26 protein-coding genes and 2 tRNA genes are annotated in these 25080 nt (G+C 64.0%); 15 read left to right on the forward strand and 13 right to left on the reverse strand.

Going from position 1 to position 25080, the window contains the following annotated elements:
• Nucleotides 1-309: 309 nt before the first annotated feature.
• The 3 genes from ACVWZM_RS24340 to ACVWZM_RS24350 all read right to left on the reverse strand — a co-directional run bounded on the left by ACVWZM_RS24340 (nt 310) and on the right by ACVWZM_RS24350 (nt 4127).
• A complete protein-coding gene (locus tag ACVWZM_RS24340) occupies nt 310-2454 on the reverse strand; it encodes a methyl-accepting chemotaxis protein (protein ID WP_456855147.1) in 2145 nt (714 codons plus the stop codon).
• 250 nt (nt 2455-2704) lie between these two features.
• Complete coding sequence (locus ACVWZM_RS24345; protein WP_028333722.1) at nt 2705-3448, reverse strand: outer membrane protein; 744 nt, start codon at nt 3446-3448, stop codon at nt 2705-2707.
• 358 nt (nt 3449-3806) lie between these two features.
• A complete protein-coding gene (locus ACVWZM_RS24350) occupies nt 3807-4127 on the reverse strand; it encodes a hypothetical protein (protein ID WP_076830928.1) in 321 nt (106 codons plus the stop codon).
• A gap of 98 nt (nt 4128-4225) precedes the next feature.
• Between ACVWZM_RS24350 and ACVWZM_RS24355 the strand changes: the two genes are divergently transcribed.
• Nucleotides 4226-4351, forward strand: a complete 126-nt coding sequence (locus ACVWZM_RS24355) for a hypothetical protein (protein ID WP_256527829.1) — start codon at nt 4226-4228, stop codon at nt 4349-4351.
• A 56-nt stretch (nt 4352-4407) separates the two neighbouring features.
• Here the strand turns inward: ACVWZM_RS24355 and ACVWZM_RS24360 are convergent.
• Nucleotides 4408-4482, reverse strand: a tRNA-Thr gene (locus ACVWZM_RS24360).
• Between the two features lie 579 nt (nt 4483-5061).
• Here ACVWZM_RS24360 and ACVWZM_RS24365 point away from each other — a divergent pair.
• The 4 genes from ACVWZM_RS24365 to ACVWZM_RS24380 all read left to right on the forward strand — a co-directional run bounded on the left by ACVWZM_RS24365 (nt 5062) and on the right by ACVWZM_RS24380 (nt 8873).
• Nucleotides 5062-6759, forward strand: coding sequence for an FAD-dependent oxidoreductase (locus ACVWZM_RS24365; protein WP_456855148.1), 1698 nt, complete (start codon nt 5062-5064; stop codon nt 6757-6759).
• A gap of 171 nt (nt 6760-6930) precedes the next feature.
• Nucleotides 6931-7239 carry a UBP-type zinc finger domain-containing protein gene (locus ACVWZM_RS24370; protein WP_057018148.1) on the forward strand — a complete coding sequence of 103 codons (309 nt, stop codon included), beginning with the start codon at nt 6931-6933 and terminating at the stop codon, nt 7237-7239.
• A gap of 177 nt (nt 7240-7416) precedes the next feature.
• The gene (locus ACVWZM_RS24375) at nt 7417-7917 is read left to right on the forward strand and encodes a hypothetical protein (RefSeq protein ID WP_253588734.1); all 501 of its coding nucleotides are present in this window, start codon (nt 7417-7419) and stop codon (nt 7915-7917) included.
• 131 nt (nt 7918-8048) lie between these two features.
• Nucleotides 8049-8873 (forward strand): alpha/beta fold hydrolase, encoded by an 825-nt coding sequence (locus ACVWZM_RS24380; RefSeq protein ID WP_253588735.1) that lies wholly within the window; start codon nt 8049-8051, stop codon nt 8871-8873.
• Nucleotides 8874-9224: 351 nt separating this feature from the next.
• Here the strand turns inward: ACVWZM_RS24380 and ACVWZM_RS24385 are convergent, their stop codons facing one another.
• The gene (locus ACVWZM_RS24385; protein ID WP_229193278.1) at nt 9225-9830 is read right to left on the reverse strand and encodes a TetR family transcriptional regulator; all 606 of its coding nucleotides are present in this window, start codon (nt 9828-9830) and stop codon (nt 9225-9227) included.
• Nucleotides 9831-9999: 169 nt separating this feature from the next.
• Between ACVWZM_RS24385 and ACVWZM_RS24390 the strand changes: the two genes are divergently transcribed.
• From ACVWZM_RS24390 to ACVWZM_RS24430, 9 genes are all read left to right on the forward strand, one after another.
• Complete coding sequence (locus ACVWZM_RS24390) at nt 10000-10938, forward strand: SDR family oxidoreductase (RefSeq protein ID WP_057018150.1); 939 nt, start codon at nt 10000-10002, stop codon at nt 10936-10938.
• Nucleotides 10939-10967: 29 nt separating this feature from the next.
• Nucleotides 10968-11627, forward strand: a complete 660-nt coding sequence (locus ACVWZM_RS24395) for an epimerase (RefSeq protein ID WP_456855149.1) — start codon at nt 10968-10970, stop codon at nt 11625-11627.
• An 84-nt stretch (nt 11628-11711) separates the two neighbouring features.
• Nucleotides 11712-12140: a DUF2948 family protein gene (locus tag ACVWZM_RS24400; protein WP_057018152.1), complete on the forward strand. Its 429-nt coding sequence runs from the start codon at nt 11712-11714 to the stop codon at nt 12138-12140.
• A gap of 198 nt (nt 12141-12338) precedes the next feature.
• Nucleotides 12339-13634, forward strand: coding sequence for a histidinol dehydrogenase (hisD, locus tag ACVWZM_RS24405; RefSeq protein WP_456855150.1), 1296 nt, complete (start codon nt 12339-12341; stop codon nt 13632-13634).
• Nucleotides 13631-14137 carry a UPF0262 family protein gene (locus ACVWZM_RS24410; protein ID WP_016841326.1) on the forward strand — a complete coding sequence of 169 codons (507 nt, stop codon included), beginning with the start codon at nt 13631-13633 and terminating at the stop codon, nt 14135-14137. The genes hisD and ACVWZM_RS24410 overlap by 4 nt, the downstream gene beginning before the upstream one ends.
• A gap of 54 nt (nt 14138-14191) precedes the next feature.
• Nucleotides 14192-14656 carry an arsenate-mycothiol transferase ArsC gene (locus ACVWZM_RS24415; protein ID WP_076828053.1) on the forward strand — a complete coding sequence of 155 codons (465 nt, stop codon included), beginning with the start codon at nt 14192-14194 and terminating at the stop codon, nt 14654-14656.
• 198 nt (nt 14657-14854) lie between these two features.
• The gene (locus tag ACVWZM_RS24420) at nt 14855-15484 is read left to right on the forward strand and encodes a Maf-like protein (RefSeq protein WP_018269043.1); all 630 of its coding nucleotides are present in this window, start codon (nt 14855-14857) and stop codon (nt 15482-15484) included.
• A 453-nt stretch (nt 15485-15937) separates the two neighbouring features.
• On the forward strand, nt 15938-16132 hold the full coding sequence (gene yacG / locus ACVWZM_RS24425) for a DNA gyrase inhibitor YacG (protein ID WP_057018155.1): 195 nt from the start codon (nt 15938-15940) through the stop codon (nt 16130-16132).
• 140 nt (nt 16133-16272) lie between these two features.
• Nucleotides 16273-16348: transfer RNA gene (locus tag ACVWZM_RS24430), tRNA-Phe, on the forward strand.
• Nucleotides 16349-16749: 401 nt separating this feature from the next.
• On the opposite strand, the gene ACVWZM_RS24435 is transcribed toward ACVWZM_RS24430, so the two are convergent.
• The 7 genes from ACVWZM_RS24435 to ectA all read right to left on the reverse strand — a co-directional run bounded on the left by ACVWZM_RS24435 (nt 16750) and on the right by ectA (nt 23034).
• Nucleotides 16750-18066: an MFS transporter gene (locus ACVWZM_RS24435; RefSeq protein ID WP_316398582.1), complete on the reverse strand. Its 1317-nt coding sequence runs from the start codon at nt 18064-18066 to the stop codon at nt 16750-16752.
• Nucleotides 18063-19313 carry an MFS transporter gene (locus ACVWZM_RS24440; RefSeq protein WP_456855151.1) on the reverse strand — a complete coding sequence of 417 codons (1251 nt, stop codon included), beginning with the start codon at nt 19311-19313 and terminating at the stop codon, nt 18063-18065. Before ACVWZM_RS24440 ends, ACVWZM_RS24435 begins: the two co-directional genes overlap by 4 nt.
• Nucleotides 19314-19333: 20 nt before the next feature.
• Entirely contained in the window at nt 19334-19786 is a 453-nt protein-coding gene (locus ACVWZM_RS24445; RefSeq protein ID WP_456855152.1) for a hypothetical protein, read from the reverse strand.
• Nucleotides 19783-20661 carry an ectoine hydroxylase gene (gene thpD, locus ACVWZM_RS24450; RefSeq protein WP_283812345.1) on the reverse strand — a complete coding sequence of 293 codons (879 nt, stop codon included), beginning with the start codon at nt 20659-20661 and terminating at the stop codon, nt 19783-19785. The genes ACVWZM_RS24445 and thpD overlap by 4 nt, the downstream gene beginning before the upstream one ends.
• Before the next feature lie 65 nt (nt 20662-20726).
• Nucleotides 20727-21140: an ectoine synthase gene (locus ACVWZM_RS24455; RefSeq protein ID WP_076827282.1), complete on the reverse strand. Its 414-nt coding sequence runs from the start codon at nt 21138-21140 to the stop codon at nt 20727-20729.
• A gap of 15 nt (nt 21141-21155) precedes the next feature.
• Nucleotides 21156-22484 (reverse strand): diaminobutyrate--2-oxoglutarate transaminase, encoded by a 1329-nt coding sequence (gene ectB, locus ACVWZM_RS24460; RefSeq protein WP_057017677.1) that lies wholly within the window; start codon nt 22482-22484, stop codon nt 21156-21158.
• Nucleotides 22485-22488: 4 nt separating this feature from the next.
• A complete protein-coding gene (gene ectA / locus ACVWZM_RS24465; RefSeq protein ID WP_245311500.1) occupies nt 22489-23034 on the reverse strand; it encodes a diaminobutyrate acetyltransferase in 546 nt (181 codons plus the stop codon).
• 250 nt (nt 23035-23284) lie between these two features.
• On the opposite strand from ectA, the gene ACVWZM_RS24470 reads away from it, so the two are divergent.
• Nucleotides 23285-23773, forward strand: a complete 489-nt coding sequence (locus tag ACVWZM_RS24470) for a MarR family winged helix-turn-helix transcriptional regulator (protein WP_057017678.1) — start codon at nt 23285-23287, stop codon at nt 23771-23773.
• A gap of 363 nt (nt 23774-24136) precedes the next feature.
• Here the strand turns inward: ACVWZM_RS24470 and ACVWZM_RS24475 are convergent, their stop codons facing one another.
• Nucleotides 24137-24589: a hypothetical protein gene (locus tag ACVWZM_RS24475; RefSeq protein ID WP_076827284.1), complete on the reverse strand. Its 453-nt coding sequence runs from the start codon at nt 24587-24589 to the stop codon at nt 24137-24139.
• Nucleotides 24590-25080 lie beyond the last annotated feature (491 nt).

Consider the following 25080-nt stretch of genomic DNA (forward strand, 5'->3'; position numbering starts at 1 on the left):
GACGATGGATCCGGTCAGGCCGCCATCCGGGAAGTGGCTCACGACCACGCAATCCGTAGATTGGCCGGCCGGCTCCTCAATGCACCCCATCAGGCGACGGCCTTCGCGCCGATCCCGTACAGAAGCAAGTGCCCGGCGAGTGGATGACGCGAAAAGGGATTGACTAACCAAGGCCCGTTACAGAAGCCCGGATGAAGCGAACGGTCTTGCGAATACGTGCCCGTCATTCCGGGGCGCCTCGAAGAGGCGAACCCGGAATCTCGAGGTTCCGGGTTCTATGCTTCGCATAGCCCCGGAACGACGCTGTACCTACGCCGCGCGGATGTTCGACAGGAAGCCGTCGATCTCCGAGCGCAGCACGTCGGCCTCGCGGCGCAGTGCGTCGGAGGCGCTCAGCACCTCGCCGGCGGCGGTGCCCGCCTCGGCCGACGCGGTGGACACGCCGACGATGTTGCTCGACACCTCGCTGGTGCCGCCCGCCGCATGCTGGATGTTGCGGGCGATCTCGCGGGTCGCCGCGCCCTGCTGCTCGACCGCGGCGGCGATCGCGGTGGTGACGTCGTTGATCTCGCCGATCGTGCTCGAGATGTTGCGGATGGCGGAGACTGCCGTCGTCGTCACCTCCTGCATGCTGACGATCTGCTGGCGGATTTCCTCGGTTGCCTTCGCGGTCTGGCTCGCGAGGTTCTTCACCTCGGAGGCGACCACGGCAAAGCCGCGGCCGGCCTCGCCGGCGCGCGCCGCCTCGATGGTGGCGTTGAGCGCGAGCAGATTGGTTTGCGAGGCGATGGTCTGGATCAGGTCGACCACGACGCTGATGCGTGCGGCATTGTCGGCGAGCCCCTGCATCGTGCTGTCGGTGGCGCTGGCTTCCTCCACCGCCTTGCGGGCGATCTCCGCCGAGGTCACGACCTGGCGGCCGATCTCCTGGATCGAGGACGACAGCTCCTCGGTGCCGGCCGACACCGTCTGCACGTTGACCGAGGTTTCCTCGGCGGCCGACGCGACGGCATTGACCAGCGCGCTCGACTGGTCCGCGGTCGCCGACATGCTCTGCGCAGTCGACTGCATCGAGTTCGCCGCGGTCTGCAGGCTGCCGAGCGCGCTGCGGACGTTGGATTCGAACGTGACGATCTGCGCTTCCATGCGCGAGGCGCGCTCCGCCTTGGCGCTGCGATCCTTGTTCTGGTTTTCCGTGAGCTCGCGGCTCTCGACCATGCTCTCGCGGAACACCTGCAGCGCGTCGGCCATGACGGCGATCTCGTCGCGCTGGCGGCTCTGCGGGATCTCGGTGTCGAGGTCGCCGTCGGACAGCAGCTGCATCGAGCGCTGCAGGCCGCGGATGCGGCGCAGGATGTTGCGTCCGACATAGAGCCAGACGAACAGGAACGAGCCGACCAACGTCAGGGCGCCGAGGCCGATCATCACCATGGTCGCGAGCGAGATCTGCTGCCGCGCCTGGAAGGTCGAACTGTCGGTCTCCTTCTGCACCGCGTCGACCAGCTGCTGGACGCTGATGCCGAGCCCGACATTGAGCTTGCGCGTCTCTTCCAGGATGGTCTGGCCGTAGTCGATCGCGTCGAGCTCCTTCTGGCGGATCTTGAACACGCCGGTCTTGCCTTCGCCGAGCACGAGCAGCCTCGAGGCGGTGTCGCGCACCGCGACGATCGCGGGATTGTTCGGCAGGTCCTCGAGGTTGGACTTGACGCGTTCGCGCCCGGCCTTGAACTCGGCCTCGATCGCATCGAGGGTTTCGCTGGAATTGGCCGACAGCGCCGCGGTCATGTCGGCGGCCATCAGATTGCCGGCGGCGAGCACGTTGCTGATCTGGCCGACGGTGCGGGCAGCTTCAGTGGCGTCGTCCGCGGAGACTTCGGCCGCGGCGAGGATGGCGTTGAGCCGGGTCTGCGCGTCGAGCATCGCGGGACTTGCGGCGGAGACGAACGCCGCCTGCGCCTTGCGCAGTGCGTTGTACTGCTTGTCGCGCAGCGCGCCGACCTCGAGCCGCTCGCGCGCCGCCGAGATCAGGCTCTTGGTGGCCTCGTCGGTGTTCTTGACGTTCTCCTGCAATGCGCTGACCACGGATTTGTCGGCGCCGAGCTCGATGATCTCGCCGAGCTTGGCGCTGGTGAGCCGCGCGACGTCCTGCACCTTCTTGGTGCGATCGTTCAGCGCGTCCTCGCTCTGCACGGCGAGCAGGCCGGGGCCTTGCGCCGCGAGCGAAGCGCTTTGCGCGGCAAGTTGCAGGCTCGCGGCAAGCCGCGGAATGTCGCGGCCGGAGAGATCGGTCATGGTGCCGGCGAGCTGATGCAGCACGATGCCGGCGCCTGCGCTGATCACCAGCGCCATGCCTGCGATCACAGCGAACGCCGCGAACAGGCTGCCCCTGACGCCCATTTGCGGCAGATGGATACGCTTGAGATTTGGTTTGCCGAGCTTGAACCGAAACGCCATTGCCCCTGTGCCCCCTGGCCCACTACGCTTGGCCACTATCCTTGGCCACTACTCTTGGATGTTTCCCCGGCGCGGGAGTATCGGTGCGGCCGGTTAACAAAATCGGGAAAATTGCGACGATCTGCGGGATTTTTCAGGGCTGCCGCGCAGTGGCGACGTCTCGGTTCGCCGTGCGGAATCGATGCACGCGATCGGATGCAAAAAGGCCGGCTTGCGCCGGCCTTTTCCACTGTTGGTTGTGGGCGTGCTCTCAGTAGCGGCCGTAAGCAGGGCCGCCGAGGTTGCCGAGATTGAAGCGGTAGTTGAGGCCCGCCTTCACCGTGTGCTCGTCATTGTGGAAGCTGCCGACCGGCACCAGCGCGCCCGGCGCGGTGAAGCGGCTGTCGCCGAAGTCATAGTACTGGTACTCGACCTTGGCCGACCAGTTCGGCGCGAACATGTATTCGGCGCCGCCGCCGATGGTCCAGCCGTTGCTGTGGTTGTCGCTGAGCCTGAAGCCGACCGGCGCGCCGCCGAGCGTCACCGTTTCGTTGTTGTCGGAATAGGCATAACCGCCCTTCACATAGATCAGGCCCGGACCCCAGGTGTAGCCGACGCGGCCGGTGATCGAGCCGATGCCGCGCTGGTTGTTGTTGTAGACGTAGCCGCCCGGGAAGATCGCGTTGAGCTGATGGCCGCCGACCCAGGAATACTGGCCTTCGAGGCCGATCACCCACATCGGCGACAGCTGCCAGTCGTAACCGGCCTGCACGCCGCCCATGAAGCGGGCGTCGGAGTCGGACAGCGCGAGGCCGTTGAAATTGTTGTTCTGGGAGAAAACGCCGCCGAGATGGCCGCCGAGATAGAAGCCGGTCCAGTTGTAGAGCGGAGCGGCGTAAACAGGCGCGGGCGCCTTCTGATAATAGCCACGGTTGAAATCGGCGGCGTTGGCGGTCGCGCCAAAGGCAGCGACGGCCGCCGCGACGGCGGCGGTTGCGAGCAGGAACTTCTTCATGGGGGCAGTCTCCGGACAAGTCATGAGGCGCAGCGTGAATGGCGCCATCCACGGCGACGGGTTAGACCGCATTTGAATAAAATGCAGTCACCGGAACGCTGCGCGGAGCGTTAAGTCGCAGCCTTTGCGGCGAAACGTTTTGTTGTGCCTAACGAACGCTTAAGGTGGAATGAAGCAAGGCTTAACGCGGTGTGCGCGGCGCGCATTTCCTGTTAACCAAGCCGTCGGTTAGAGAGCATGATCCGGAAAAGTGCGAAGCGGTTTTCCCTCGCGACAAATGCGGAACGCGTTTGCGCGGAGATCATGCTCAAACAAGGAGCTAAAGCGCGATGATGATTCAACCTAATGTCATCGCGCTTTAGGCCAGGCGCTTGCGCACATCGTCGCGCATCTGCTCGCGGAACGCCTGGCGGCGGGCGGCGCGATCCTTGACCGGGACGTCGTGGCGATCGAACACGTCGAACTTCTCCAGGATCGGATAGTGCTCGCTCGCCATCGCCAGCACGCGCAGCAGGGCGGCGACCTTCGGGGTCGGGCCGGTGACTTCCCACCTGCGCAGCTTTTCGGCGCCGCCGGCGGCCGATAGCCCGCACAGCTTTGCCATGTCAGCCGCCGTCAGCTCGCGGCCCAGCGCCTCGCCGAGATGTTCGCGCAGTTTCTTCAGTTCTGGGCCGGTCACGCTTGGTCCGCTCCGCGATGGAAAATGTGAAGTGAGTCACATGACGTGCTCGAGGCGCGGGTTATACGCCACGCAGGCGAGTTCTAAAGGAAACCATCATGCACGGCATCATCGAAAGCCTCAGCCCCGAACACGATCAGATCGATTGGAAATGGGTCGGCAGTGTGTTCGCCTTCTACGTCGTGCTGACGATCGGCGGGATGGGTGTGCTGCTGGCGCGTTGATTCCAGCGCACGCGGGCGCACCGCGTGCCTGCGACTGCCATCGTTTGCGAAGATCCTGGTGCTGCCAGACAGGATTGAACTGTCGACCTCTCCATTACCAATGGAGTGCTCTACCACTGAGCTACGGCAGCATGCCCGGGAAAAATTGAATCGGCCCCAAGGGCCCGTCCAAGCGGGCGGTTCTTGCCACAGGCCTCCCTTTGGCGCAAGCGAAAGAGCGCCCCTGCCGCCCTTGAAATCGGCAGAAATCGACCGCCTCGCCGATGATTCCGGCCAATCTGGCCGATTTCGGCCGGATTGGGTTCCCGATTGCGCCGAAACTATCCCGATCCGCGCTTGCCGCCGAATCATATCGCCGCAACTGGCCGACCGGGCAGGGTGCGCGGGCATCCGCCATTGGCTATGCTCGGCCTATCCTCCCCTTGCGCAGGGCGGCGGCGGTTCGAGAGTTATGCAATGACAGGCGACCAGGACAGAGGCGGCGGGCAGGCCGGAGCCCGCGTGAAGGATTCACGACAGGATCGTCTCAAGCTCGCGCTGCGCGAAAACCTGAAGCGGCGGAAATCGCAGGCGCGCGGTCGTGACGGTGCGGCCTCTTCCGAAGCCGCCCATGGTTCGCTAGATGGCGGCTCACCAGATGACGCCGGCGGAAACGAGCCGCGCCGTTAACCCGGTTCGTGCGCATTGTTATAAGGAAGCGGGTTGCCGAGATGGCTGTAGATGAGACGACGATCGATCGGCTGAGCGCAACCGCCTACGCCTTCCCGCGCCATGAGCAGACCTTTCCGACCCTGACCGCGCACGAGATCGAGCGGATGCGCCGCTTCGGCGAGCCGCGCTCATACCAGGACGGCGAGGCGCTGTTCGAGACCGGCAAGCCCGGGCCCGGCATGTTCGTGGTGCTGTCGGGCAATGTCTCGATCACCCAGCGCGACGGCCTCGGCCATGTCGCGCCGATCATCGACCAGGGACCGGGCCAGTTCCTCGCCGAGATCGGCCAGCTCTCCGGCCGCCCGGCGCTGGTCGACGGCCATGCCGATGGGGTGGTCGAGACGCTGCTGCTGCCGCCCGACCGGCTGCGCGCGCTCTTGGTTGCGGAGGCCGATCTCGGCGAGCGCATCATGCGCGCGCTGATCCTGCGCCGCGTCAGCCTGATCCAGGGCGGCGCCGGCGGGCCGGTGCTGATCGGCGCCGCCTCGGTCGGCAACATGGCGTCGCTGCAGAATTTTTTGGCGCGCAACGGCCAGCCGCACCACCTCCTCGACCCCGCGACCGACAAGGATGCCGCCGACCTCGTCGCGCGCTATTCGCCGACGCGCGCCGAGCTGCCGCTGGTGGTCTGTCCCAACGCCACGGTGCTGCGCAATCCGTCCGAGACCGCGCTTGCGATGGCGCTCGGCATGATCGGCAACAGCGCGCATGAAAAACTCTACGATGTCGCCGTGGTCGGCAGCGGCCCGGCCGGGCTTGCCACCGCGGTCTATGCGGCGTCGGAAGGCCTGTCGGTTGCGGTGTTCGATTCCCGCGCCTTCGGCGGCCAGGCCGGCGCCAGCATGCGCATCGAAAACTATCTGGGCTTTCCGACCGGCATCTCCGGCCAGGCGCTGGCCGGGCGCGCCTTCAACCAGGCGCAGAAATTCGGCGCCGAGATGCTGATCCCGGTCTCGATCAAATCGCTCGACTGCACGAAAGCGTCCGGCGCATTCGTGCTCGACACCGCCTGCGGGCATACGCTGCGCGCGAAATCCGTGGTGGTCGCCAGCGGGGCGCGCTATCGCCGGCCCGAGATCGACAATCTCGATGCGTTTGAAGGCCGCGGCGTCTGGTACTGGGCCTCGCCGATCGAGGCGCGGCTCTGCGCCAACCAGGACGTCGTGCTGGTCGGCGGCGGCAACTCCGCGGGGCAGGCGGCGGTGTTCCTGTCGGCGCATGCCCGCAAGGTCAACATGATGATCCGCGGCGGCGGGCTCGGAGCCAGCATGTCGCGCTATTTGATCGAGCGCATCGAGGCGACGCCGAATATCGAATTGATGTTCAACACCGAGGTGATCGGGCTCGACGGCGCGGAGACGCTGCAGCGGGTGCGCTGGCGCAGCCGGCTCGCGCCCGACGAGTTCACCATGGATATCCGCAATCTCTTTTTGTTTGTCGGCGCCGATCCGGCGACCGGCTGGCTCGAGGGCTGCGGGGTGCAGGTCGACCGCGGCGGCTTCGTGATGACCGGCGTGCAGACCGGCGAAGGCGCGCGCGCCGTGCCGCTGCTCGAGACCACGGTGCCCGGCGTGTTCGCGGTCGGCGACGTCCGCTCCGGATCGGTCAAGCGCGTCGGCGGCGCGATCGGCGAGGGCGCTCAGGTGGTGGCCGCGCTGCACGGCTATCTCGCTGACGCGGGCAGTCCGACGCTGTAGCTTTTCCCCCGTCATCCTGAGGAGCCGCGAAGCGGCGTCTCGAAGGATGAATCGGCCACAGTGCGGGCCGTGCATCCTTCGAGGCTCGCTCCGCTCGCACCTCCAGCGACAAAGGCGAAGCTTTGCGCGGGGATGACGGGTTAAAAGAGACGCACAAGTAAGGAAGCCAGAATGACAAAAGGCTGCACCCATATCGCCGGCATCCAGGATGTCACGCCGAGTGCGCTTGGCTGCGAGGAATGCTTGAAGAGCGGCAGCCGCTGGCTGCATTTGCGCATCTGCCGCACTTGCGGCCATGTCGGCTGCTGCGACGACTCGCCGAACCGGCATGCGACGGCGCATTTCCACGCCACCGGCCATCCCGTGATCGAGGGCTACGATCCGCCGGAAGGCTGGGGCTGGTGCTATGTCGACGAGGTGCTGTTCGACCTGTCGAAGCGCAAGACGCCGCATAACGGACCGATCCCGCGCTATTATTGATGAGGCTTCTCGCACGGCGCACGTGCCGCATCGTGTGACATATGTGCGAAAATTTTCAGCAATCGCCCGCGCCGGCAATTTTTGATGGGATGTCGGCCGTCCTGCCATCGAAGCATGTAGCAATTTTCCGTCACGCATCGTAACCTCGCACGCGGGTCTCAACGGGGAGTGCGCCACATGACGACATTGGTGCTCGTGCACGTCATTATCAGCCTGATTGCAATCGTCGCCGGCGTGCTCGTGATGTTCGGGCTGCTCGGCTCGCGCGCGATGCCGGGGCTGACCGCGATCTTCCTCGCGCTCACGATCCTGACCAGCGCCACCGGCTTCGTGATCCCGCCTTTGGTGACCGAGAAGCTGCTGCCGTCGCACATCATCGGCGGGCTTTCGCTGGTGCTGCTCGCGATCGCCTGCATTGCGCTCTATGCGATGCAGCTCAAGGGCGCCTGGCGTCCGATCTATATCGTGACCGCGATGGTCTCGCTCTATCTCAACGTCTTCGTGCTGGTCATCCAGAGCTTCCTCAAGGTGCCGGCGTTGCAGGCGCTGGCGCCAGCGGTGCCGCCGAACCCGCCATCCGGGCCGGTCTTTGCCGTGGTGCAGGGCATCGTGCTGGTGTTCTTCGTCCTGGTGACCATCGGTGCCTGGCGCCGGTTCAGGCCGGTCACGTTCGCCTGATCTGACAACACCTCGTCATTCCGGGGCGACGCGCAGCGTCGAACCCGGAATCTCGCAATCTAATCTCTAGATTCCGGGTTCACGCTTCGCGTGCCCCGGAATGACGCATTGGCAACAAGAGGAGCAATCAAATGCCCACCATCACCACCAAAGACGGCGTCGAGATTTTCTACAAGGATTGGGGCTCGGGCCAGCCGATCGTGTTCAGCCATGGCTGGCCGCTGTCGTCGGACGACTGGGACGCGCAGATGCTGTTCTTCGTGGGGCACGGCTTTCGCGTCGTCGCCCATGACCGCCGCGGCCACGGCCGCTCCGCCCAGGTCGCCGACGGTCATGACATGGATCACTATGCCGACGACCTCGCTTCCGTCACCGCGCATCTCGATCTGAAGAACGCCGTCCATGTCGGCCATTCCACCGGCGGCGGCGAGGTGGTGCACTACATCGCCCGCCACGGCGAGAGCCGGGTGGCGAAGGCGGCGATCCTGAGCGCGGTGCCGCCGTTGATGGTGCAGACGGCGAATAATCCCGGCGGCTTGCCGAAGTCGGTATTCGACGGCTTGCAGGCTCAACTCGCCGCCAATCGCTCGCAATTCTACCGCGACCTGCCGGCCGGGCCGTTCTACGGCTACAACCGGCCCGGCGCAAAACCGTCGGAGGCCGTGATCCAGAACTGGTGGCGGCAGGGCATGATGGGCGGCGCCAAGGCGCATTACGACGGCATCGTCGCGTTCTCGCAGACCGACTTCACTGAGGATCTGAAGAAGATCAACGTGCCGGTGCTGGTGATGCATGGCGACGACGACCAGATCGTACCCTACGCCGACTCCGCCCCGCTCTCGGCCAGGCTTCTGAAGAACGGCACCCTGAAGACCTATAAGGGTTTTCCGCACGGCATGCCGACCACCGAAGCCGAGACGATCAACGCCGACCTGCTGGCGTTCATCAAGGGCTGAAGGTGAGAGAGGCTGTGCTCTGCGCCGCGCGTCTCAACATTGCGCAGCCTCAATCCACCTCGCCCGGTGGCTTACTCCTCTCCCCACAAGGGCAGGGCTATCGCATATGGAATTAACCGATTCTTCCGCGCCGTTCTGTCCGGGCTAAACACTTGTCCCGGCCATCCACGTCTTCTCTTCGCGTGGAAACGAAGACGTGGATGCCCGGGACAAGCCCGGGCATGACGAGTTTGTGGGAACTCCGATCGCCTCAAACGGCCATATGCGATTGCCCTACCAAAAGGGGGAGGAGTCCGAAGCATGTGCTCGCCTTACGGAGACTATGTTTCGGAAGCGCCGTGATCGGCTGGCTCACTCGAAAATCGCGCGGATCGCGGCGAACAGGCGCTTGGCGACCAGGTCCGGCTTCTCGCGGGCGCCATCGTCGGCCCAGAGCTCGCTGCCGACGCGCATCGCGCCGGTCGTGATCATCGCGACCAGCCGGGCTTTCATCCGGTCATTCTTGTGGTTGGCGCGCTTGAGCAACGCGTTGGCGAGTTCGCGCTCAAGCCCTTCATATTTGGCCTGATCGCGCGCCTGCAGCGCTGGATTGTCGCGCTTCAGCCGCGCCAGCGCGACCGCCTCGCGCGGATCGATCTGCTTGACCATGTCGGCGATGGCGTTCTCGGCGGCCTGCAGCATGGATTCAGTGGCCGGGCGCGCCGCAACGGCTGCGATCAGTGCCGCGGTGCCGTCCTCCTGCCAGGCCAGCACCACGTCTTCCTTCGAGGCGAAATAGTGAAAGAAGGTGCGGCGCGAGACGTCGGCGGCGGCGACGATGTCGTCGAGCGTGGTCGCCTCGAAGCCGCGCTCGAGAAACAGCATCATCGCGGCCTTGGTCAGCCGCTCCCGGGTCTCCTGCCGCTTGCGCGCGCGCAGGCCCGCCGCCGGCGACGCCGGATTCGCTTTGGATTGCACCGACTTGACCGGTCTTTTGATCGATTTCCTGGCCGGTTTTCGCGCGGGCGCCGGACGTTGCAATTTTTCACCCCTTGCAAAAATGCACTTAGTGCACATTTCGTCGGATGCGGCTGGACCCGCAGGAACCCGACGAGAAACCCGAATCGTGTCGCAAGGAGATATAAGCATGACCGGCTGGAGCACTGCAGACATTCCGCGGCAGGGCGGCAGGACCGCCGTGATCACGGGCGCTACCGGCGGACTCGGCTACGAGACCGCGCTGGAACTGGCGCGCGCCGGCGCCAATGTCGTGCTCACCGGTCGCAACGGCGCCAAGGGGCAGGACGCGCTGGCGCGGATCCGCGCGCAGCTTCCCGATGCCGCGGTGACCTATGAAACGCTCGACCTCACGAACCTCGCATCGGTCGCCGATTTCGCCGGGCGCTTCGCCGCCACGCATACCACGCTCGATCTCCTGATCAACAATGCCGCGGTGATGTCGCTGCCGACGCGGCAGGTCACCGCTGACGAGTTCGAGATGCAGTTCGGCACCAACTATCTCGGCCACTATGCGTTGACCGCGCTGCTGTTGCCGCAGCTCCGCCGCGGCCACAACACCCGCGTCGTCAATCTTTCCAGCCTTGCGCATCGCTCCGGCGTCATCAATTTCGACGATCTGCAGGCCCGCCGTTCCTACGCGCCGTGGCGCGCCTACTGCCAGTCAAAGCTTGCGATGCTGATGTTCGCGCTCGAATTGCAGCGTCGCAGTGCGATCAACGGCTGGGGATTGATGAGCAATGCCGCGCATCCCGGCTACGCGCGCACCGAGCTGATCCCGAACGGTCCCGGCACCGACAGCCTGTCGTGGCGGCTCGGTCGATATTTGCAGCCGATCATGAGCCACTCCGCGGCGGCGGGCGCGTTGCCGACGCTGTTCGCGGCGACCTCAGCCGCGGCCCAGCCGGGCGGCTATTACGGCCCCAACGGGTTCTACGAGTTGAAGGGCCCACCTGCGCCGGCGCGCATCATGCCGCACGCCAGGGACACCGCGGTAGCGCAGCGGCTATGGGATATCTCGGCGGCGCTGACCGGTGTATCGTTTGATCAGGTCGCAACCGCCGCCTGAACGGATCGGGCGGCAGCAGGGCAATCGAGATGAAGGTCATCCTGTTCGGCGCGACCGGCATGGTCGGGCAGGGCGTGCTGCGCGAATGCCTGCTCGATCCCGGTGTCGAGCGCGTGCTCGCGGTTGGGCGCAGCCCGACCGGGCAGCGCGATGCCAAGCTTGTCGAGTTGATCCACGACAATTTCGTCGATTACAGCGCGATCGAGCCTCAGCTTGCCGGCTACGACGCCTGCTTCTTCTGCCTCGGCGTCTCCTCGATCGGCATGGACGAGGCACGCTACCGCCATCTCACCTACGACATCACGCTGGCCGCGGCGACGGTGCTGGCGCGGCTCAATCCCGGCATGGTGTTCAGCTATGTCACGGGACGCAGCACCGATTCCACCGAGCGCGGCCCGTTGATGTGGGCGCGGGTGAAGGGCAAGACCGAGAACGATTTGCTCAAGCTGCCGTTCAAGGCCGCCTACATGTTCCGGCCCGCCGGGATCCAGCCGCTGCATGGCGTCCGCTCCAAGACCGGCTGGGTGCAGGCGATCTATCTCGCGACCTCGCCGCTGCTTTCCTTTCTGGTGCGGGTCGCCCCGAACTACATGACGACGTCGGAACAGCTCGGCCGCGCCATGCTGAAGGTCGCCCGCGACGGCTACCCCAGGCCGGTGCTGGAGAGCGAGGACATCAATCGCCTCTGAAGCGCGGTGGGCCGGTTCCCTCGAGCGGCGATTTCGCCAGGTCTCTTGGTACCTCCCGGGCCGCGAGGCGTTATAACCACCGTCATGTCCCCACCCGCGCCGCTGAAACTGATTGCTCTCGATGCCGATGACCTCGCGGTCATCTCGGCTCATGTGCAGGACGCCCACGTCCAGCCCTCCGACATCGTCTGGCGCCAGGACGAGAAGCGGCTCGTGGTCGGCCTGAACCGGCTGGACTGGGAGCAGACCCTGTCGGGCGGCGCCTGCTCGCGCCGGCTGATCGCCGCGCTCAGGTTCGACCGGGTGCTGGCATGCAAGTCGCGCAATATCGACCTGGAAGTCCCGGAAGCCACCCTGGAACTGCTCGGGATCGAGTTCTATGCCTCCGACCCGCCGGGCGGCAGCGCGCTCCTGATGTTCGGCCATGGTGGGGCGCTGCGGCTGGATGTCGAGTGCCTGGAGTGCGAATTGACTGATCTGGGCATCGACGATCTCGGCGTGGCGCCGGGGTGATTGGGCACGTCATTCCGGGGCGGTCCCAACGGGTCCGCGCAAGGCGCGGCCCGATGACAGGCTCCGGACCGAACCCGGAATCTCGAGATTCCGGGTCTGGTCCTTGGGACCATCCCGGAATGACATCCCCCAAGGGTTGACGGCCATTATCCGTCGCGCCATTGAGCAGGGACCCGAATTCCTCCTAAGAAAGCCGTCATGCCCGTTCGCCTGGACCGACAGAGCGCCGATTTCGAGCAGCGATTCCGCGGTTTCCTGGCGGCCAAGCGCGAGGTGTCGGCCGACGTCGAGCGCGCCACCCGCACGATCGTCGGCGACGTGGCGGCCCGCGGCGACGCGGCGCTGCTCGAGGCGACCAAAAAGTTCGACCGCCTCGATATCGAGGCGGCCGGCCTGCGCATTACCGCAGCCGAGATCGACGCCGCGGTTGCGGCCTGCGATCCCAAGACCGTCGACGCCCTGAGGTTCGCGCGCGACCGGATCGAGACCTTCCACCGCCGCCAGTTGCCGAAGGATGAGCGCTTCACCGATGCCGCCGGCGTCGAGCTCGGCTGGCGCTGGAGCGCGGTCGATGCGGTCGGCCTCTACGTGCCCGGCGGCACCGCGGCCTATCCGTCCTCGGTGCTGATGAACGCGGTGCCGGCCAAGGTCGCCGGCGTGCCGCGGGTGGTGATGGTGGTTCCGGCGCCGGACGGCAAGCTCAACCCGCTGGTGCTCGCCGCCGCCCATCTCGGCGGCGTCTCGGAAATCTACCGCGTCGGCGGCGCCCAGGCGGTGGCGGCACTGGCCTACGGCACCGCGACAATCGCGCCGGTCGCCAAGATCGTCGGCCCCGGCAACGCCTATGTCGCCGCGGCAAAACGGCTGGTGTTCGGCAAGGTCGGCATCGACATGATCGCCGGCCCCTCCGAGGTGCTGGTCATCGCCGACGACACCGGTAATGCCGACTGGATCGCGGCCGACCTCTTGGCCCAGGCCGAGCATGACGTCAGCGCGCAGTCGATCCTGATCACCGACAGTGCACGGCTCGCCGCCGACGTCGAGCGCGCGGTCGAGACGCAGCTAGCGACCTTGCCGCGCGGCGAGATCGCCCGCACCTCGTGGAACGACTTCGGTGCCGTGATCAAGGTGGCAAAACTCGACGACGCGGTCGAGCTCGCCAATGCGATCGCGGCCGAGCATCTCGAGATCATGACCGCGGATGCCGAGGGCCTGTCGAACAAGGTCCGCAACGCCGGGGCGATCTTCCTCGGGGCCCATACCCCGGAGGCGATCGGCGACTATGTCGGCGGCTCCAACCATGTGCTGCCGACCGCGCGCTCGGCGCGGTTCTCCTCGGGCCTCGGGGTGCTTGACTTCATGAAGCGAACCTCGATCCTGCGGTGCGGGCCGGATCAACTCCGTGCGCTCGGGCCCGCCGCGATGACGCTCGGCCAGGCCGAGGGTCTCGATGCCCATTCACGTTCCGTCGGATTGCGCCTCAACCTCTCATGAACAAGCCACCAGACGACGAGGATTCCAACAATCGCATCGTCGCGGTGACGCTCGACGAGGAATCGATCGGCCGTTCCGGGCCCGATATCGAGCATGAACGGGCGATCGCGATCTACGATTTGATCGAGCAGAACCTGTTCGCGCCCGAGGGCGCCGCCGGGCCGGGGCCTTACACCCTGCATATCGCGATCACCGGCAACCGGCTGATGTTCGATATCCGCAAGGAGGACGGCGCGCCGGTGGTCGCGCATCTGTTGTCGCTGACCCCGTTCCGCCGCGTCGTGAAGGACTACTTCATGATCTGCGACAGCTATTATCAGGCGATCCGGACCGCGACGCCGGACAAGATCGAGGCGATCGACATGGGCCGCCGCGGCATCCATGACGAGGGCTCGCGCACGCTGCAGGAGCGGCTCAAGGGCAAGGTGCGCGTCGATTTCGAGACCGCGCGGCGGCTGTTCACGCTGATCACTGTGCTGCACTGGAAGGGTGAAGGCGCATGATCGGTGAAGCGGTGATTGACGGGGGCGTACCCCGATCGAAAAAAGCCTGATCGCATGGAAGCGCCGCGCGCGCGCAACCCCCAGGCCGTGCTGTTCGCATGCGGCCTGAACAGCGTGCGGTCGCCGATGGCCGAAAGCCTGCTGCAGCAGATGTTTCCGCAAGGCCTCTATGTTCGCTCGGCCGGCGTCAAGAAGGGCGAACTCGACCCGTTCGCCGTCTCGGTGATGGCCGAACTCGGCCAGGACATTTCCAGCCACAAGCCGCAAACCTTCGAGGAGCTCGAGGACTGGGAGGGGCTGAACTTCGATCTCATCATCACGCTGTCGCCGGAGGCGCACCACAGGGCGCTGGATCTCACCCGCACGCTCGCCGCCGATGTCGAATACTGGCCGACGCAGGATCCGACCGGCACCAGCGGCAACCGCGAGCAGAAGCTCGCCGCCTACCGCGAGGTCTGCGACGGCCTGTTGCTGCGCATCCGCCGCCGCTTTGCCAGGGCCGGCGCGGCAAACCTGTGAGGCGCGGCCAGGCGAGGGGACCAGCGTGTTCCGATTCGCAGAACCGCCGCTTGTCGCCAGACTGACAAACAGCTGTGCTTATGGGGTCTGGTCTCAGGCGGGGGCGCGATTCGCGGCCGGTTCCAAGGTTGTGCATCCATGCCCCATCCGATAGGTTCCGCCCGCGTCTGTCCCCCCCGATTCAGCCCAAAAGCCCGCATGCTAGGCCGTCCCAAATTCGTTCTTGCTTCCGGTTCGCCGCGGCGGCTGGCCCTGCTCAACCAGGCCGGCATCGAGCCCGATGCGCTGCGCCCGGCCGATGTCGACGAGACTCCGCGGCGGGGCGAGTTGCCGCGCGCCTGCGCCAACCGCCTGGCGCGTGCCAAGGCCGACGCGGCGCTGAAATCGGTGCATCTCGACGACGACCTGCGCGGCTCCTTCATCATTGCCGCCGACACCGTGGTCGCGGTCGGCCGCCGCATCCTGCCCAAGGCCAATCTGGTCGACGAGGCCGCGCAGTGTCTGCGGCTGCTGTCGGGCCGCAATCACCGCGTCTACACCGCGATCTGCGTGGTGACGCCGCGCGAGGCATTCCGTCAGCGCCTGGTCGAAACGCGCGTGCGCTTCAAGCGGCTCAGCGAGGACGACATCCAGGCCTATATCGGCTCCGGCGAATGGCGCGGCAAAGCCGGCGGCTACGCGGTGCAGGGCATTGCCGGGTCGTTCGTGGTCAAGATGGTCGGCTCCTACACCAATGTGGTCGGCCTGCCGCTCTACGAGACCGTGACCTTGCTCGGCGGCGAGGGCTTTCCGATCCGCCACGGCTGGCTCAACTCCGTCGCGGTGTGAGGTATCCACTGAGGTCGTATCGCATCGCAGATGCGATACGGATGGGACTCTTTCCTCGTGAACGACTCGCGATGAGACCCCACCCCAACTGCTCCACATCGTCATGGCCGGGCTATGCAACGAGGCCGATAGCCGGACGCGATAGCCTGCCGCAGGGGCGCGCTGCCAAAATATCGAAAACAACCCCATGCAAAGTAGCCGGCGGCTGCGGGCGTTCGACACGACAACTTGACTCGTCGGGCAAATCAGCGGCATTCTTCCATTATCCAGAAATCGCGGAGACGCCCTTCGCTCCGAGGCTATCGCCCTGCGCTTGCGGGCGAGGCCGCCGTCTCGAGCCACGAGGCCAAGCACCTGCGCGGCCGGCGAAGACGCATATGCGATTGCCCTACCCGTAAGCAGGGAGGGAACGCAGCGGAACATGCGGCAGATGATGTAAACTCCGGCTCAGCCATGACCGACCAAGCCCGAACGCCCAAGGCCATACCCTCTGCCACCCCGCGCGCCTGCCCGATCTGCGGCAAGCCCGTCGAGCAGGCCTTCCGCCCGTTCTGCTCGGCGCGCTGCCGCGACGTCGATCTCAACCGCTGGCTGACCGGCCGCTATGTCGTGCCCGGCCGCGAGGACGACGCGGAGGACCCGGAATAGCCAAGATTTCCCAACAAGTTGGGGAAAGAGTGCCGGGCGGGCCGCGGCCGGCGAAGCCTTTGGCGAAGGCGGGTGGACACGACGCTCCGACCTCTCTATAAACCGCCCGCTCGCTCCGGCCTTTTCGGCCCCGCGGGTATGCCCAGGTAGCTCAGTTGGTAGAGCATGCGACTGAAAATCGCAGTGTCGGTGGTTCGATCCCGCCCCTGGGCACCACTCCTGAACAGATTTATGAAACCAAGGTTTGGGTTGACCCTTTCGGCCGAAAACGGACCGGATGCTGTCATTTGAGCCGACGGTCCTCCGACGCGATGATCGCGTCGACCACGCTTGCGAGATAGGCCTTCCGAGCAGCGACGTCGCCCGACACGAGTTGCTGACGCATCAGGCGGGTGAACCGATCGATAGCGATCGGGTCAATCTGGATGGGGGGTGCACTCGACTTCTTCGCATAATGGAGAGCCACAACGGCCCTACCCCGGCTTGCCATCAACGCGGCGATCCGGTTCTTGAGGGATCCGGATCCATCGGTACCGTCGATAGCGCCGGTCTCAATGGCCGCATAAAGGCGCTCCAGCCGTTCCTCGGTCTCGGAAGTTTGGCGTGCTAGCTAGAGCCTATCGCGCGAAAGGATCTTCATAAAGAGTCCGTCCAGCTGTCTCCGGCATGAAGCGCAGCGCGATCAGCCCAACAACGCATGTAGCCATCATGTAATAGGCCGGCATCAGCTCGTTCCCGGTAACAGAGATAAGGCCGCTGTTGATTGCCGGCGCCGTGCCGCCAAAAATGGATGTCGAAATGTTGTAAGCGCCGGCGAAGCCGGCGAAACGCACGTGGGTGGGAAACATGGCCGGGAAAGTCGCCGAAATGGTCGCGAGTTGCGGTACGTAGAGCAGCCCGAGCAGAATGAAGCCGACACAGGCGCCGACGAGGCCCGTGCCCATGAGCATGTAGAGAGGGGCCACCAGCAGAAACAACCCGATCAGGGAGAAGCTCCACATCGGACGGCGCCCGATTCGGTCCGAGAGCCGGCCAGCAAATGGCAGGAACAGCATCATGAACAGCATGCCGAGGAGCGGCACCGCAAGCGCCTCATCCGGCGACAGGCCGATGCGGCTCTGAAGATAGGTTGGCATGTAGCTGAGCAGCGTATAATTGACGACATTGAGCGCAACCACCAGGCCGCCGACGACGAGCATAGGACGCCGGTGACGTGCCAGAAGGGCGATCAGGCCTGGTGAGGATCGTGCCTGGCTTGCGGTTTCGTGGGCACGGAAGACCGGCGTATCTTCCATTCTCGCGCGCAGATACGCGCCGACGAGGCCCATTGGCGCGGCGACCAGAAACGGAACGCGCCATCCCCAGTCGTGCATCGCCTGATCACCCAGAAAGAGCGAGAAGGATAACATCAGGAATGCGCCCAGCGAGAAGCCGGCCAGCGTTCCGAACTCCAGGAAACTCCCATAAAAGCCGCGTCGGTCATCGGGAGCGTACTCGGCCATGAACGTCGCGGCGCCGCCGTATTCGCCACCGGTCGAAAAGCCCTGTACGATGCGGAGAAGAACGAGCGACAGTGGCGCCCAGAAGCCGACGCTGTTGTAGGAGGGAATAAGCCCGACGCACAGCGTCGCGCCCGACATCAGCAGTATCGTTAGCGCCAACACGGATTTTCGGCCCACCCGGTCTCCCAGCGATCCCCAGAATATCCCGCCTAGCGGCCGTATGAGGAAGGAGATCGCGAACGTAGCCAACGCAAAAAGCACCGCTTCCCCGACGTCTCCGGGAAACAGTGCCGCGGAAATGTACGTCACGCCATACGCATAAATGCCGTAGTCGAACCATTCCGTCGCATTGCCGACGGCAGAGGCGGCAATCGCACGGCGCAACGTGGCGCGATCAGCAGTTGGATCAGGTGCGGAAACAGAGGCATTCACGATTGCTGTTCTCCGATCACCGCTGCGTCGGGCGTATTGGGGTCAAGCAGCGATGCAATCGGCGTCGTGCGTGGAAGAATCTGAAAGTCCTGCTGCTCGGGTGCAGGAACAGGTGGGGTTGCCGTCTGCCGCCACATGCCGAACGCGGCCGCGCCGCCGGCGCAAAGGGCGATGAAAAGGAAAAGCCCGCCTCTGCTCCAGCCTGTCATGAATATCGCTCCACCGATCGGCCCGAGCGCGGCGCCGACGGAATACAACAGCACCAGCCGTCCGCTTGCGGCGATACGTTGTGCGGCGTGCAGACGGTCGTTGCAATGGGCCACGCAGAGTGGATAGAGCGCAAAGCTGAGACCACCAAACATTGTTCCGAGAATCAGCAGCCACGGGCCGACCGACGAGAGAAAGGAGATGACCAAGCTGATACACAGGGTTGCCGCGAAACTGAGCACGATGACCTGGCGACGATCATAGCGGTCGGAAATGCGTCCGAGCGGCCATTGCAGGATCACGCCGCCAAGAATCACGATCATCATGAAGTGGGCTGTCTGCGATAAATCGAACCCTAGGCGTCGAACCTGCACTGCGGCCAATCCGTAAAATGCCCCTAACATCAAGCCGGTCGTCATTACTCCGACAGCACCGAGGGGAGATGCGGCAAAGAGTGTTCGGGTTCCGAACGCCGCGGCTTCGGCAGGCGGCGGCGCCGAGTTGCGTGTGAGACAAAGTGGAATGATCGCGAGCGAGATTAGCATTGACGCTAGTTGAAACGGAACAGCAGGCAAATCACCGCTGGCTCCAAGCAGCAACTGTCCCACCGCCTGTCCGCAATATAGTGCAACCATGTAGGCCGCTAGAATGCTGCCGCGCGAGGCCGCGTCAGCGCGTTCGTTTAGCCAGCTCTCGAGACAGACGAACACGCCGGCGACGCAGAAGCCGTCGATCAGCCGCAGTCCCGACCAGAGCAGAGGATGGATGATTTGCGCGTAGCCGAGCGTGCTCGCGGAGAGAAGCGCAACGAACGCCGCAAAGGCGCGGATATGTCCCACGCGCCGGACGATACGTCCCGAGCGCAGGGCTCCGACGACCAGCCCGGCAAAATAGGCGGTCGCCACCGCGCCGATCACGATCGTGCCCTGTCCCGCCCGCTCGAGCCGCAAACTCAGGAGCGTCGCCATAAACCCGCTTCCCGCCATGAGCATAAAGATGGCGAGCAGCAGGCTACGAACCGGGGAGATTGCCGCAAGCATGACGATTGCGACGCGCGCCGTCAGGCCGCGCGCCGGCCTTCCGCTTCCCCGTCGGCCTCCACCGGGACACGATGCAGAACCCTAGCGCTAGCATCGAAGTGGCAAACGGTCACGACGAACTGAACGTCAGCGTTGCGAATCTGATGCCGCGTCGCAATCACGTCGATTCGTGCGTTATCGAGGGCTCGCAGCGCATCGAACACCAAGCCTGGCCAAGTGATGTCGCTGTCGGCCATCGCTTGACGCCATCCGTCCGCGCCGTCATCGGCAACAAAGCGTGCATAGATACCAGGCTCGTAGGTCTTCTTGTGCTCCAGCAGCAGGTCAGTCGTCCCGGCACAGGCGGAGACGACAAAGGCGCGATTGTAAAGGTCCTCGCCCTTGCGCTCCGCGATCGGAACGTCGTCGAATAGCGTGCCAGTCGCGGCCATCGATGTGCCGCCGATCTTCTCGACACTATGAAAACCGCTCATGCGAGAGCATCCTCCATCAACGGGCCGTGCTGAGGCACGAGAGCTTTCGGGTCGCTGCGCGCGGCAACGAAGCTCGGCCGCGGTTTTTTGACGCCGAATGGCGCCTGCAGCCGGTTGCTCACGGCGTTATAGACGAAGAACGCGTTAGCGCGTGGAAATGGCGTGATGTTGCCGTTCGATCCGTGCATCGTGTTGCAATCGAAGATCACCACCGTGCCCGCCTTACCGGTCGGCGCCACGATGCCGTGGCGGTGCGCCAACTCGGTCAGACTTTGCCGGTCGGGCACGCCATACTCCTGCTTCTTCAGTGACGTGCGATAGTGGTCTTCCGGCGTCGCCCCAATACAGGTCAGGAAGACGCGGTGCGATCCGGGCATCAGCATCAGGGGGCCATTGTCCGGCGTATTTTCCGCCAGCAGGACTGACATGGAGAGTGCTCGCATGCGCGGCATGCCGTCTTCCACGTGCCAAGTCTCGAAGTCGGAGTGCCAGTAGAACTCCTTGCCTTCGAAGCCGGGCTTGTAGTTCAGGCGTGACTGATGGATGTAGACCTTGTCGTTCAGCAGGAACTGAGCGATGCCTGACAAGCGTGCGTCGGCGGCGAGGCGCCCGATCACTCTACTCTGAGAGTGGATCTCGAAGACCGAACGGATTTCTTGGCTGTCCGGCTCGGCGATGATCGTTTCCGGATTGAGGCCGTTAGGGCTCGATAGCAGTTTCTTTGCCTGCGTCTGCAGGTGGTCGACTTCCTCGGGAGAGAGGACATCCTTGAGCACGAGGAAGCCATCGCGATCGAACTGCTCGGCCTGCTGCCGCGTTAGCGGTGCGCTCTCGCTCCAGTCGCTATGAATAACGGGATCGAGACGCGGAAGCATCTGGGCCTCCGAGGTGAGACGGGATGGGTAAATGTCTGTCAATGCCTTTCCCTCTTTCAGTTGTTTCAGGAGTTAACGGCCGCCTCGCGCGGCGCTTCGACATCAGTCGGATAGGCACCAGTCTCATCGTGCACTTCCTGGCCGGTGACCGGCGGGTTGAACACGCAGGCCGTCAGGAGGTCAGTGTCCGGGCGAACGATATGCTGGTCGTTCTTGTTGAGTGCGTACATGATGCCCGGTGCGAGCTTGTGCGTTTCGCCGGTCCCGAGGTCTTCGATGGTCCCGGTTCCCTTCAGTATGAAAACCGCCTCGAGATGGTTCTGGTAGTGCATCTTGAGTTCTTCGCCCGCGTACATCGTCGTAATGTGGAAAGAGAAGCCCATGCCGTCGCTCTTGAGCAGAAGGCGGGCACTGTCCCAGCCCTTCGATTTGACGAGACGATCGGTCTTTTGAATGTCGCGGAGTTGACGAACGATCATTGTTCTTTCCTTTCGTTATTCGGCTGCAATGCCGTAGCTGCCGGTCCGCACCGCGCGGACCGACTCCTCGATGATGTCGAGGCCGGCCGAGAGAGCGGCGTCGTCGATAATGAGAGGTGCAAGCACCTTGACGATTTCGTCGTGTGCGCCGCTCGTTTCGATGATGAGTCCGGCGGCAAAACAGGCGCTGGTGATGGCATCGGCAGTTTCACCGGACCCGACGTCGATGCCGCGCATCATGCCGCGGCCGCGTGTCGAAAGGCCGAATCCAGAAGCGATGGCATCCAGGCGTCGTGCGAGCAATCGTCCCTTGCGCTGGACGTCCTGCTCGAACTCGTCATCCTTCCAGAAGTTCCGCAGAGACGCGGTGGCCGTGATGAAGGCGTGATTGTTGCCCCGGAACGTGCCGTTGTGTTCGCCGGGCAACCATTGATCCAACTCGGGTCGGAACAGTGTCAGCGCGAAGGGAAGCCCCATGCCGGACAGCGATTTTGCCATGGTGACGATGTCGGGCGTAAAACCCATGCCTTCAAAGCTGAAAAACGGACCGGTGCGTCCGCATCCGGCTTGAATATCGTCGACGATAAGGAGTGCGCCGTGGCGTTTTGCGATATCGGCGATTGCACGCAGCCAATCCGGCGATGCGGTGTTGAGACCGCCTTCGCCCTGAACCGTCTCGACTAGAATCGCGGCCGGCGCATCGAGCCCGCTGGAAGGGTCGGACAGCCGCCGTTCCAGCAGCGCGGCGGTGTCGAGATCCGGGCCGTGATAGCCATCGTAAGGCTCGTGGCTGACATGGCTGAGTGGTACGCCCGCGCCGGTGCGCTTGGCGGCATTGCCGGTGCAGGCCAGCGCACCGAGGGTCATGCCGTGGAAACCGTTCGTGAAAGCGATCACCAGTCCACGGCCGGTCACCTTGCGGGCCAGTTTGATGGCGGCCTCGACCGCGTTAGTGCCGGTCGGTCCGGTGAACATCACGCGGTAGTCCAGCCCGCGTGACTTCAGAATCAGCGACTCGAATGTTTCGAGGAACTCCGCCTTGGCGTCGGTATGCAGGTCAAGCCCGTGCGTGATGCCGTCAGTCGAGATGTAGTCGATCAGCGCTTGCTTCAGCGCGGGATGATTGTGTCCGTAATTAAGCGTCGAGCATCCCGACAGGAAGTCTAGATAGCGTCCGCCCTGATTATCATACATCCAGACATTGTCAGCTCGGCTGAACTGGCGCGGCATGGTGCGCGCATAGCTCCGCACGACCGACTCCCGGCGTTCGTAAATGGATCGGTCCGGGATATGGCTGGTCGGCTTGGGTCGTGTATGGCGAGCAAGTGTGGTTGTTGTGGTCATGTCGTCAGTTCTCCTGATCTCTGGCTCCGGGCTGTCGGTTTGGCAGGGGGCCAATGCGGGCCAACCACTCTGTGGCGTGCTTACCGGCGAAATGCGCGTCGCACTCGAACATCACACTGCGGATCAGCGGAGCGCCCCACGCGCGGGCCAGTCCGTTGAACAATGCCCAGGATGGAGCGTTGTCGTCGGTCACTGTGGTGAGGAGATACTTGGCACTTTCGGCGGAAGGGCGATCCAGCAGCGCGTTGATCATGCGCTGAGCAAGGCCTTTGCCGCGCGCCGCCTTCGCGACCGCGACCTGCCAGACGAAGAAGCTGTTCGGTTCCGAAGGCGGGCGATAACCTGAAACCCATCCTAGAATTTGCGCGTGACGTTCCGCAACGAGGCAGGAGTCCGTGAAGTGCGTGCACTGGAGCAGGTTGCAATAGGCGGAATTGGAGTCCAGTGGCGCGCAGGCTGCGACCAGGCGGGTAACCGCGGGGCCGTCAGCGGGCGACGGCTTTCTCAACTGGAACGCTTCGTTGACATCCGGAGCAGCGTCGAAAACCACTGGCGAGGATCCACCGAAAGCGTCGACCGGAGGGCCGGCTATTGCTTCAGATTTCGAATTAATCGCTTCATTCTCCGAAATATATAGCGCTTTACCTTATAGGAAAATAAGTGGCGAAATCTTGAAAATTGGCTTGAGATCTCACATCAAAATCTTCGTAGATATTTCGTTATCCGAATAAAATTTGAAGGGCTCACTTGGAACCGGTTACGATTCGCCTCGGCGCGGCCGTAGCTATAAGAAAAGCCACATGAAATCAGAGATCGCCTCACTGACGCTGCGCGCCCTGCGAAGAGTGCTGCGGGCAACTGAGATCGGCAGTCGCCAGCTGGCCATTGCGACCGGCCTTACGACATCGCAATGGCTCGTGTTGCGAGAGATCGACGCGCGCGAGAAAACCACACCGGGTGTCATTGCGCAGGCGCTTCAGTTCGGTCAGGCAACGATCACGACGATCGTCGATCGGCTTGTGGCGCTCGATCTAGTGCAGCGCCAGCGTAACGCAAACGACAAGCGCCAGTTCCTTCTGACGGCGACGCCGGCAGGCAGGGACATCGTGGCCAACGCACCCGACTTGCTTCACCTGACGTTTACAGATCGCTTCGTCCAGTTGCCGCAATGGGAGCAGGCCATGATCCTTGCTGCAGTAGAGCGGCTGGCCATGCTGATGGACGCGCACAACATCGATGCCGCGCCATTGCTGGACAGCGGGGCCATCGATCGATCCCAACCCAGATAGGTCGATTGCCTCGACTGCGTGGACGGCTCGACAGAGCCGGATCTTCCCGCGCAGGTTAGTGGCCGACATATCATCAGAAGCCGACGTCGGATCGGATGATTGCGGAGTCGGACGAGCCGCTCGGGCCGCATCGAAACCTGCACTGAATGTCGGTATCGGTGGGCTGCGCATCCAGCAATCGCTCCGCGCAGGCGCTCGTTCCGGCGCAGCGCGGAGGACGAAGCCGGATATTGTCGTCGATCCGACTAGGCAGCTCGGGCGCATACGATCCTTCAGCCGCGCAGGCGCTGTCGACGCGACCGGCAGGACTGGAGCAGGCGGCCATGCAGGCCGCCTGTAGATTAGTCTGAGAGCAGAAGAGCCCTATTGGCAGGGGTGCTGGAGTCCGTCGGATCCCTTGAAAAAGGTGCCGGGCCTGCAGACGATGCCGTTGTGCGACGCGTAACTGTTCCAGTCGCCGTTCCACGCATAGTAGTCGCCATACGCGGCGGGCCGATCGTAGGTGCCATATGCGGCGTAGGAATTGCGCCAGCCGCCGAAGGGAGCGGTCGCGATCGCCGCGGCGGTTCCGACGGCAGCGCCGGCCACGCCGGCAGCGGCCCCCACCGGCCCCACGGGTTCGCGATAGGCGGCTCGCCGCTGATAATAGCCCCTCCTGCTGTCGTACGGGCTCCCGGCTCCTCGGTTGAGGCAGTTGGCGCTGGCGAATTGAGATGAACAGGCGGCCGGGTTGGAGAAGACCGCTTGCGCCGATGCGGGGCTCGAAACTGCCGACGCCACTATCACAGCCGCGCCAAGAACTCTTAGACTCATCATGGCTTGCTCCCTGGATTTGGTTTGCTTGCGACACTTACGAAGCTTGGCATGACTGAATGCCAGGTCCGCAAGTTCCCGTTTTCTCGCACCTAACCAAATGCAACCTCCGGAAGTGGTTCCTGTGCGTCTCGTGCGCGGCATCAAATCGACGTGACTTGCCGATCGATCTGGAATGCGACTTCAGCAGAAGCGGCATGGATGCGGCAGGGAGTCGCGGCGTAGCAAGGATGCTGCGATCAATGCCCAAACGATGGGACGGCAATTCCATTCGTCCGACGAATCCGGACAGAGGCGAGAATGCAAATTGATGAAAGGTTGCGTGATCGCGGAACGGCCCGATCACCGCGTCAAGTTGCGTCGGACGTGCGCGAGAGAGCACGACGGTTGGCACGAACTGCACAAGTTGTGTGATGCGAAAGCATCAACTGCCAACAAACGGCAGCACGCGTTTCGGATCGCCACATTCGAGTTGATCTTCGTCCTGATAGTCG

This window comes from Bradyrhizobium sp. USDA 4501 (assembly GCF_054062115.1).

Bases quoted from the DNA above. Each gene is read 5' to 3' on its own strand.
- ACVWZM_RS24340 (WP_456855147.1), bottom strand. From the start codon at position 2,454: ATGGCGTTTCGGTTCAAGCTCGGCAAACCAAATCTCAAGCGTATCCAT.
- ACVWZM_RS24345 (WP_028333722.1), bottom strand. From the start codon at position 3,448: ATGAAGAAGTTCCTGCTCGCAACCGCCGCCGTCGCGGCGGCCGTCGCT.
- ACVWZM_RS24355 (WP_256527829.1), top strand. From the start codon at position 4,226: ATGCACGGCATCATCGAAAGCCTCAGCCCCGAACACGATCAGATCGAT.
- ACVWZM_RS24365 (WP_456855148.1), top strand. From the start codon at position 5,062: ATGGCTGTAGATGAGACGACGATCGATCGGCTGAGCGCAACCGCCTAC.
- ACVWZM_RS24370 (WP_057018148.1), top strand. From the start codon at position 6,931: ATGACAAAAGGCTGCACCCATATCGCCGGCATCCAGGATGTCACGCCG.
- ACVWZM_RS24375 (WP_253588734.1), top strand. From the start codon at position 7,417: ATGACGACATTGGTGCTCGTGCACGTCATTATCAGCCTGATTGCAATC.
- ACVWZM_RS24380 (WP_253588735.1), top strand. From the start codon at position 8,049: ATGCCCACCATCACCACCAAAGACGGCGTCGAGATTTTCTACAAGGAT.
- ACVWZM_RS24390 (WP_057018150.1), top strand. From the start codon at position 10,000: ATGACCGGCTGGAGCACTGCAGACATTCCGCGGCAGGGCGGCAGGACC.
- ACVWZM_RS24395 (WP_456855149.1), top strand. From the start codon at position 10,968: ATGAAGGTCATCCTGTTCGGCGCGACCGGCATGGTCGGGCAGGGCGTG.
- ACVWZM_RS24400 (WP_057018152.1), top strand. From the start codon at position 11,712: ATGTCCCCACCCGCGCCGCTGAAACTGATTGCTCTCGATGCCGATGAC.
- hisD (WP_456855150.1), top strand. From the start codon at position 12,339: ATGCCCGTTCGCCTGGACCGACAGAGCGCCGATTTCGAGCAGCGATTC.
- ACVWZM_RS24410 (WP_016841326.1), top strand. From the start codon at position 13,631: ATGAACAAGCCACCAGACGACGAGGATTCCAACAATCGCATCGTCGCG.
- ACVWZM_RS24415 (WP_076828053.1), top strand. From the start codon at position 14,192: ATGGAAGCGCCGCGCGCGCGCAACCCCCAGGCCGTGCTGTTCGCATGC.
- ACVWZM_RS24420 (WP_018269043.1), top strand. From the start codon at position 14,855: ATGCTAGGCCGTCCCAAATTCGTTCTTGCTTCCGGTTCGCCGCGGCGG.
- yacG (WP_057018155.1), top strand. From the start codon at position 15,938: ATGACCGACCAAGCCCGAACGCCCAAGGCCATACCCTCTGCCACCCCG.
- ACVWZM_RS24440 (WP_456855151.1), bottom strand. From the start codon at position 19,313: ATGCTTGCGGCAATCTCCCCGGTTCGTAGCCTGCTGCTCGCCATCTTT.
- ACVWZM_RS24445 (WP_456855152.1), bottom strand. From the start codon at position 19,786: ATGAGCGGTTTTCATAGTGTCGAGAAGATCGGCGGCACATCGATGGCC.
- thpD (WP_283812345.1), bottom strand. From the start codon at position 20,661: ATGCTTCCGCGTCTCGATCCCGTTATTCATAGCGACTGGAGCGAGAGC.
- ACVWZM_RS24455 (WP_076827282.1), bottom strand. From the start codon at position 21,140: ATGATCGTTCGTCAACTCCGCGACATTCAAAAGACCGATCGTCTCGTC.
- ectB (WP_057017677.1), bottom strand. From the start codon at position 22,484: ATGACCACAACAACCACACTTGCTCGCCATACACGACCCAAGCCGACC.
- ACVWZM_RS24470 (WP_057017678.1), top strand. From the start codon at position 23,285: ATGAAATCAGAGATCGCCTCACTGACGCTGCGCGCCCTGCGAAGAGTG.
- ACVWZM_RS24475 (WP_076827284.1), bottom strand. From the start codon at position 24,589: ATGATGAGTCTAAGAGTTCTTGGCGCGGCTGTGATAGTGGCGTCGGCA.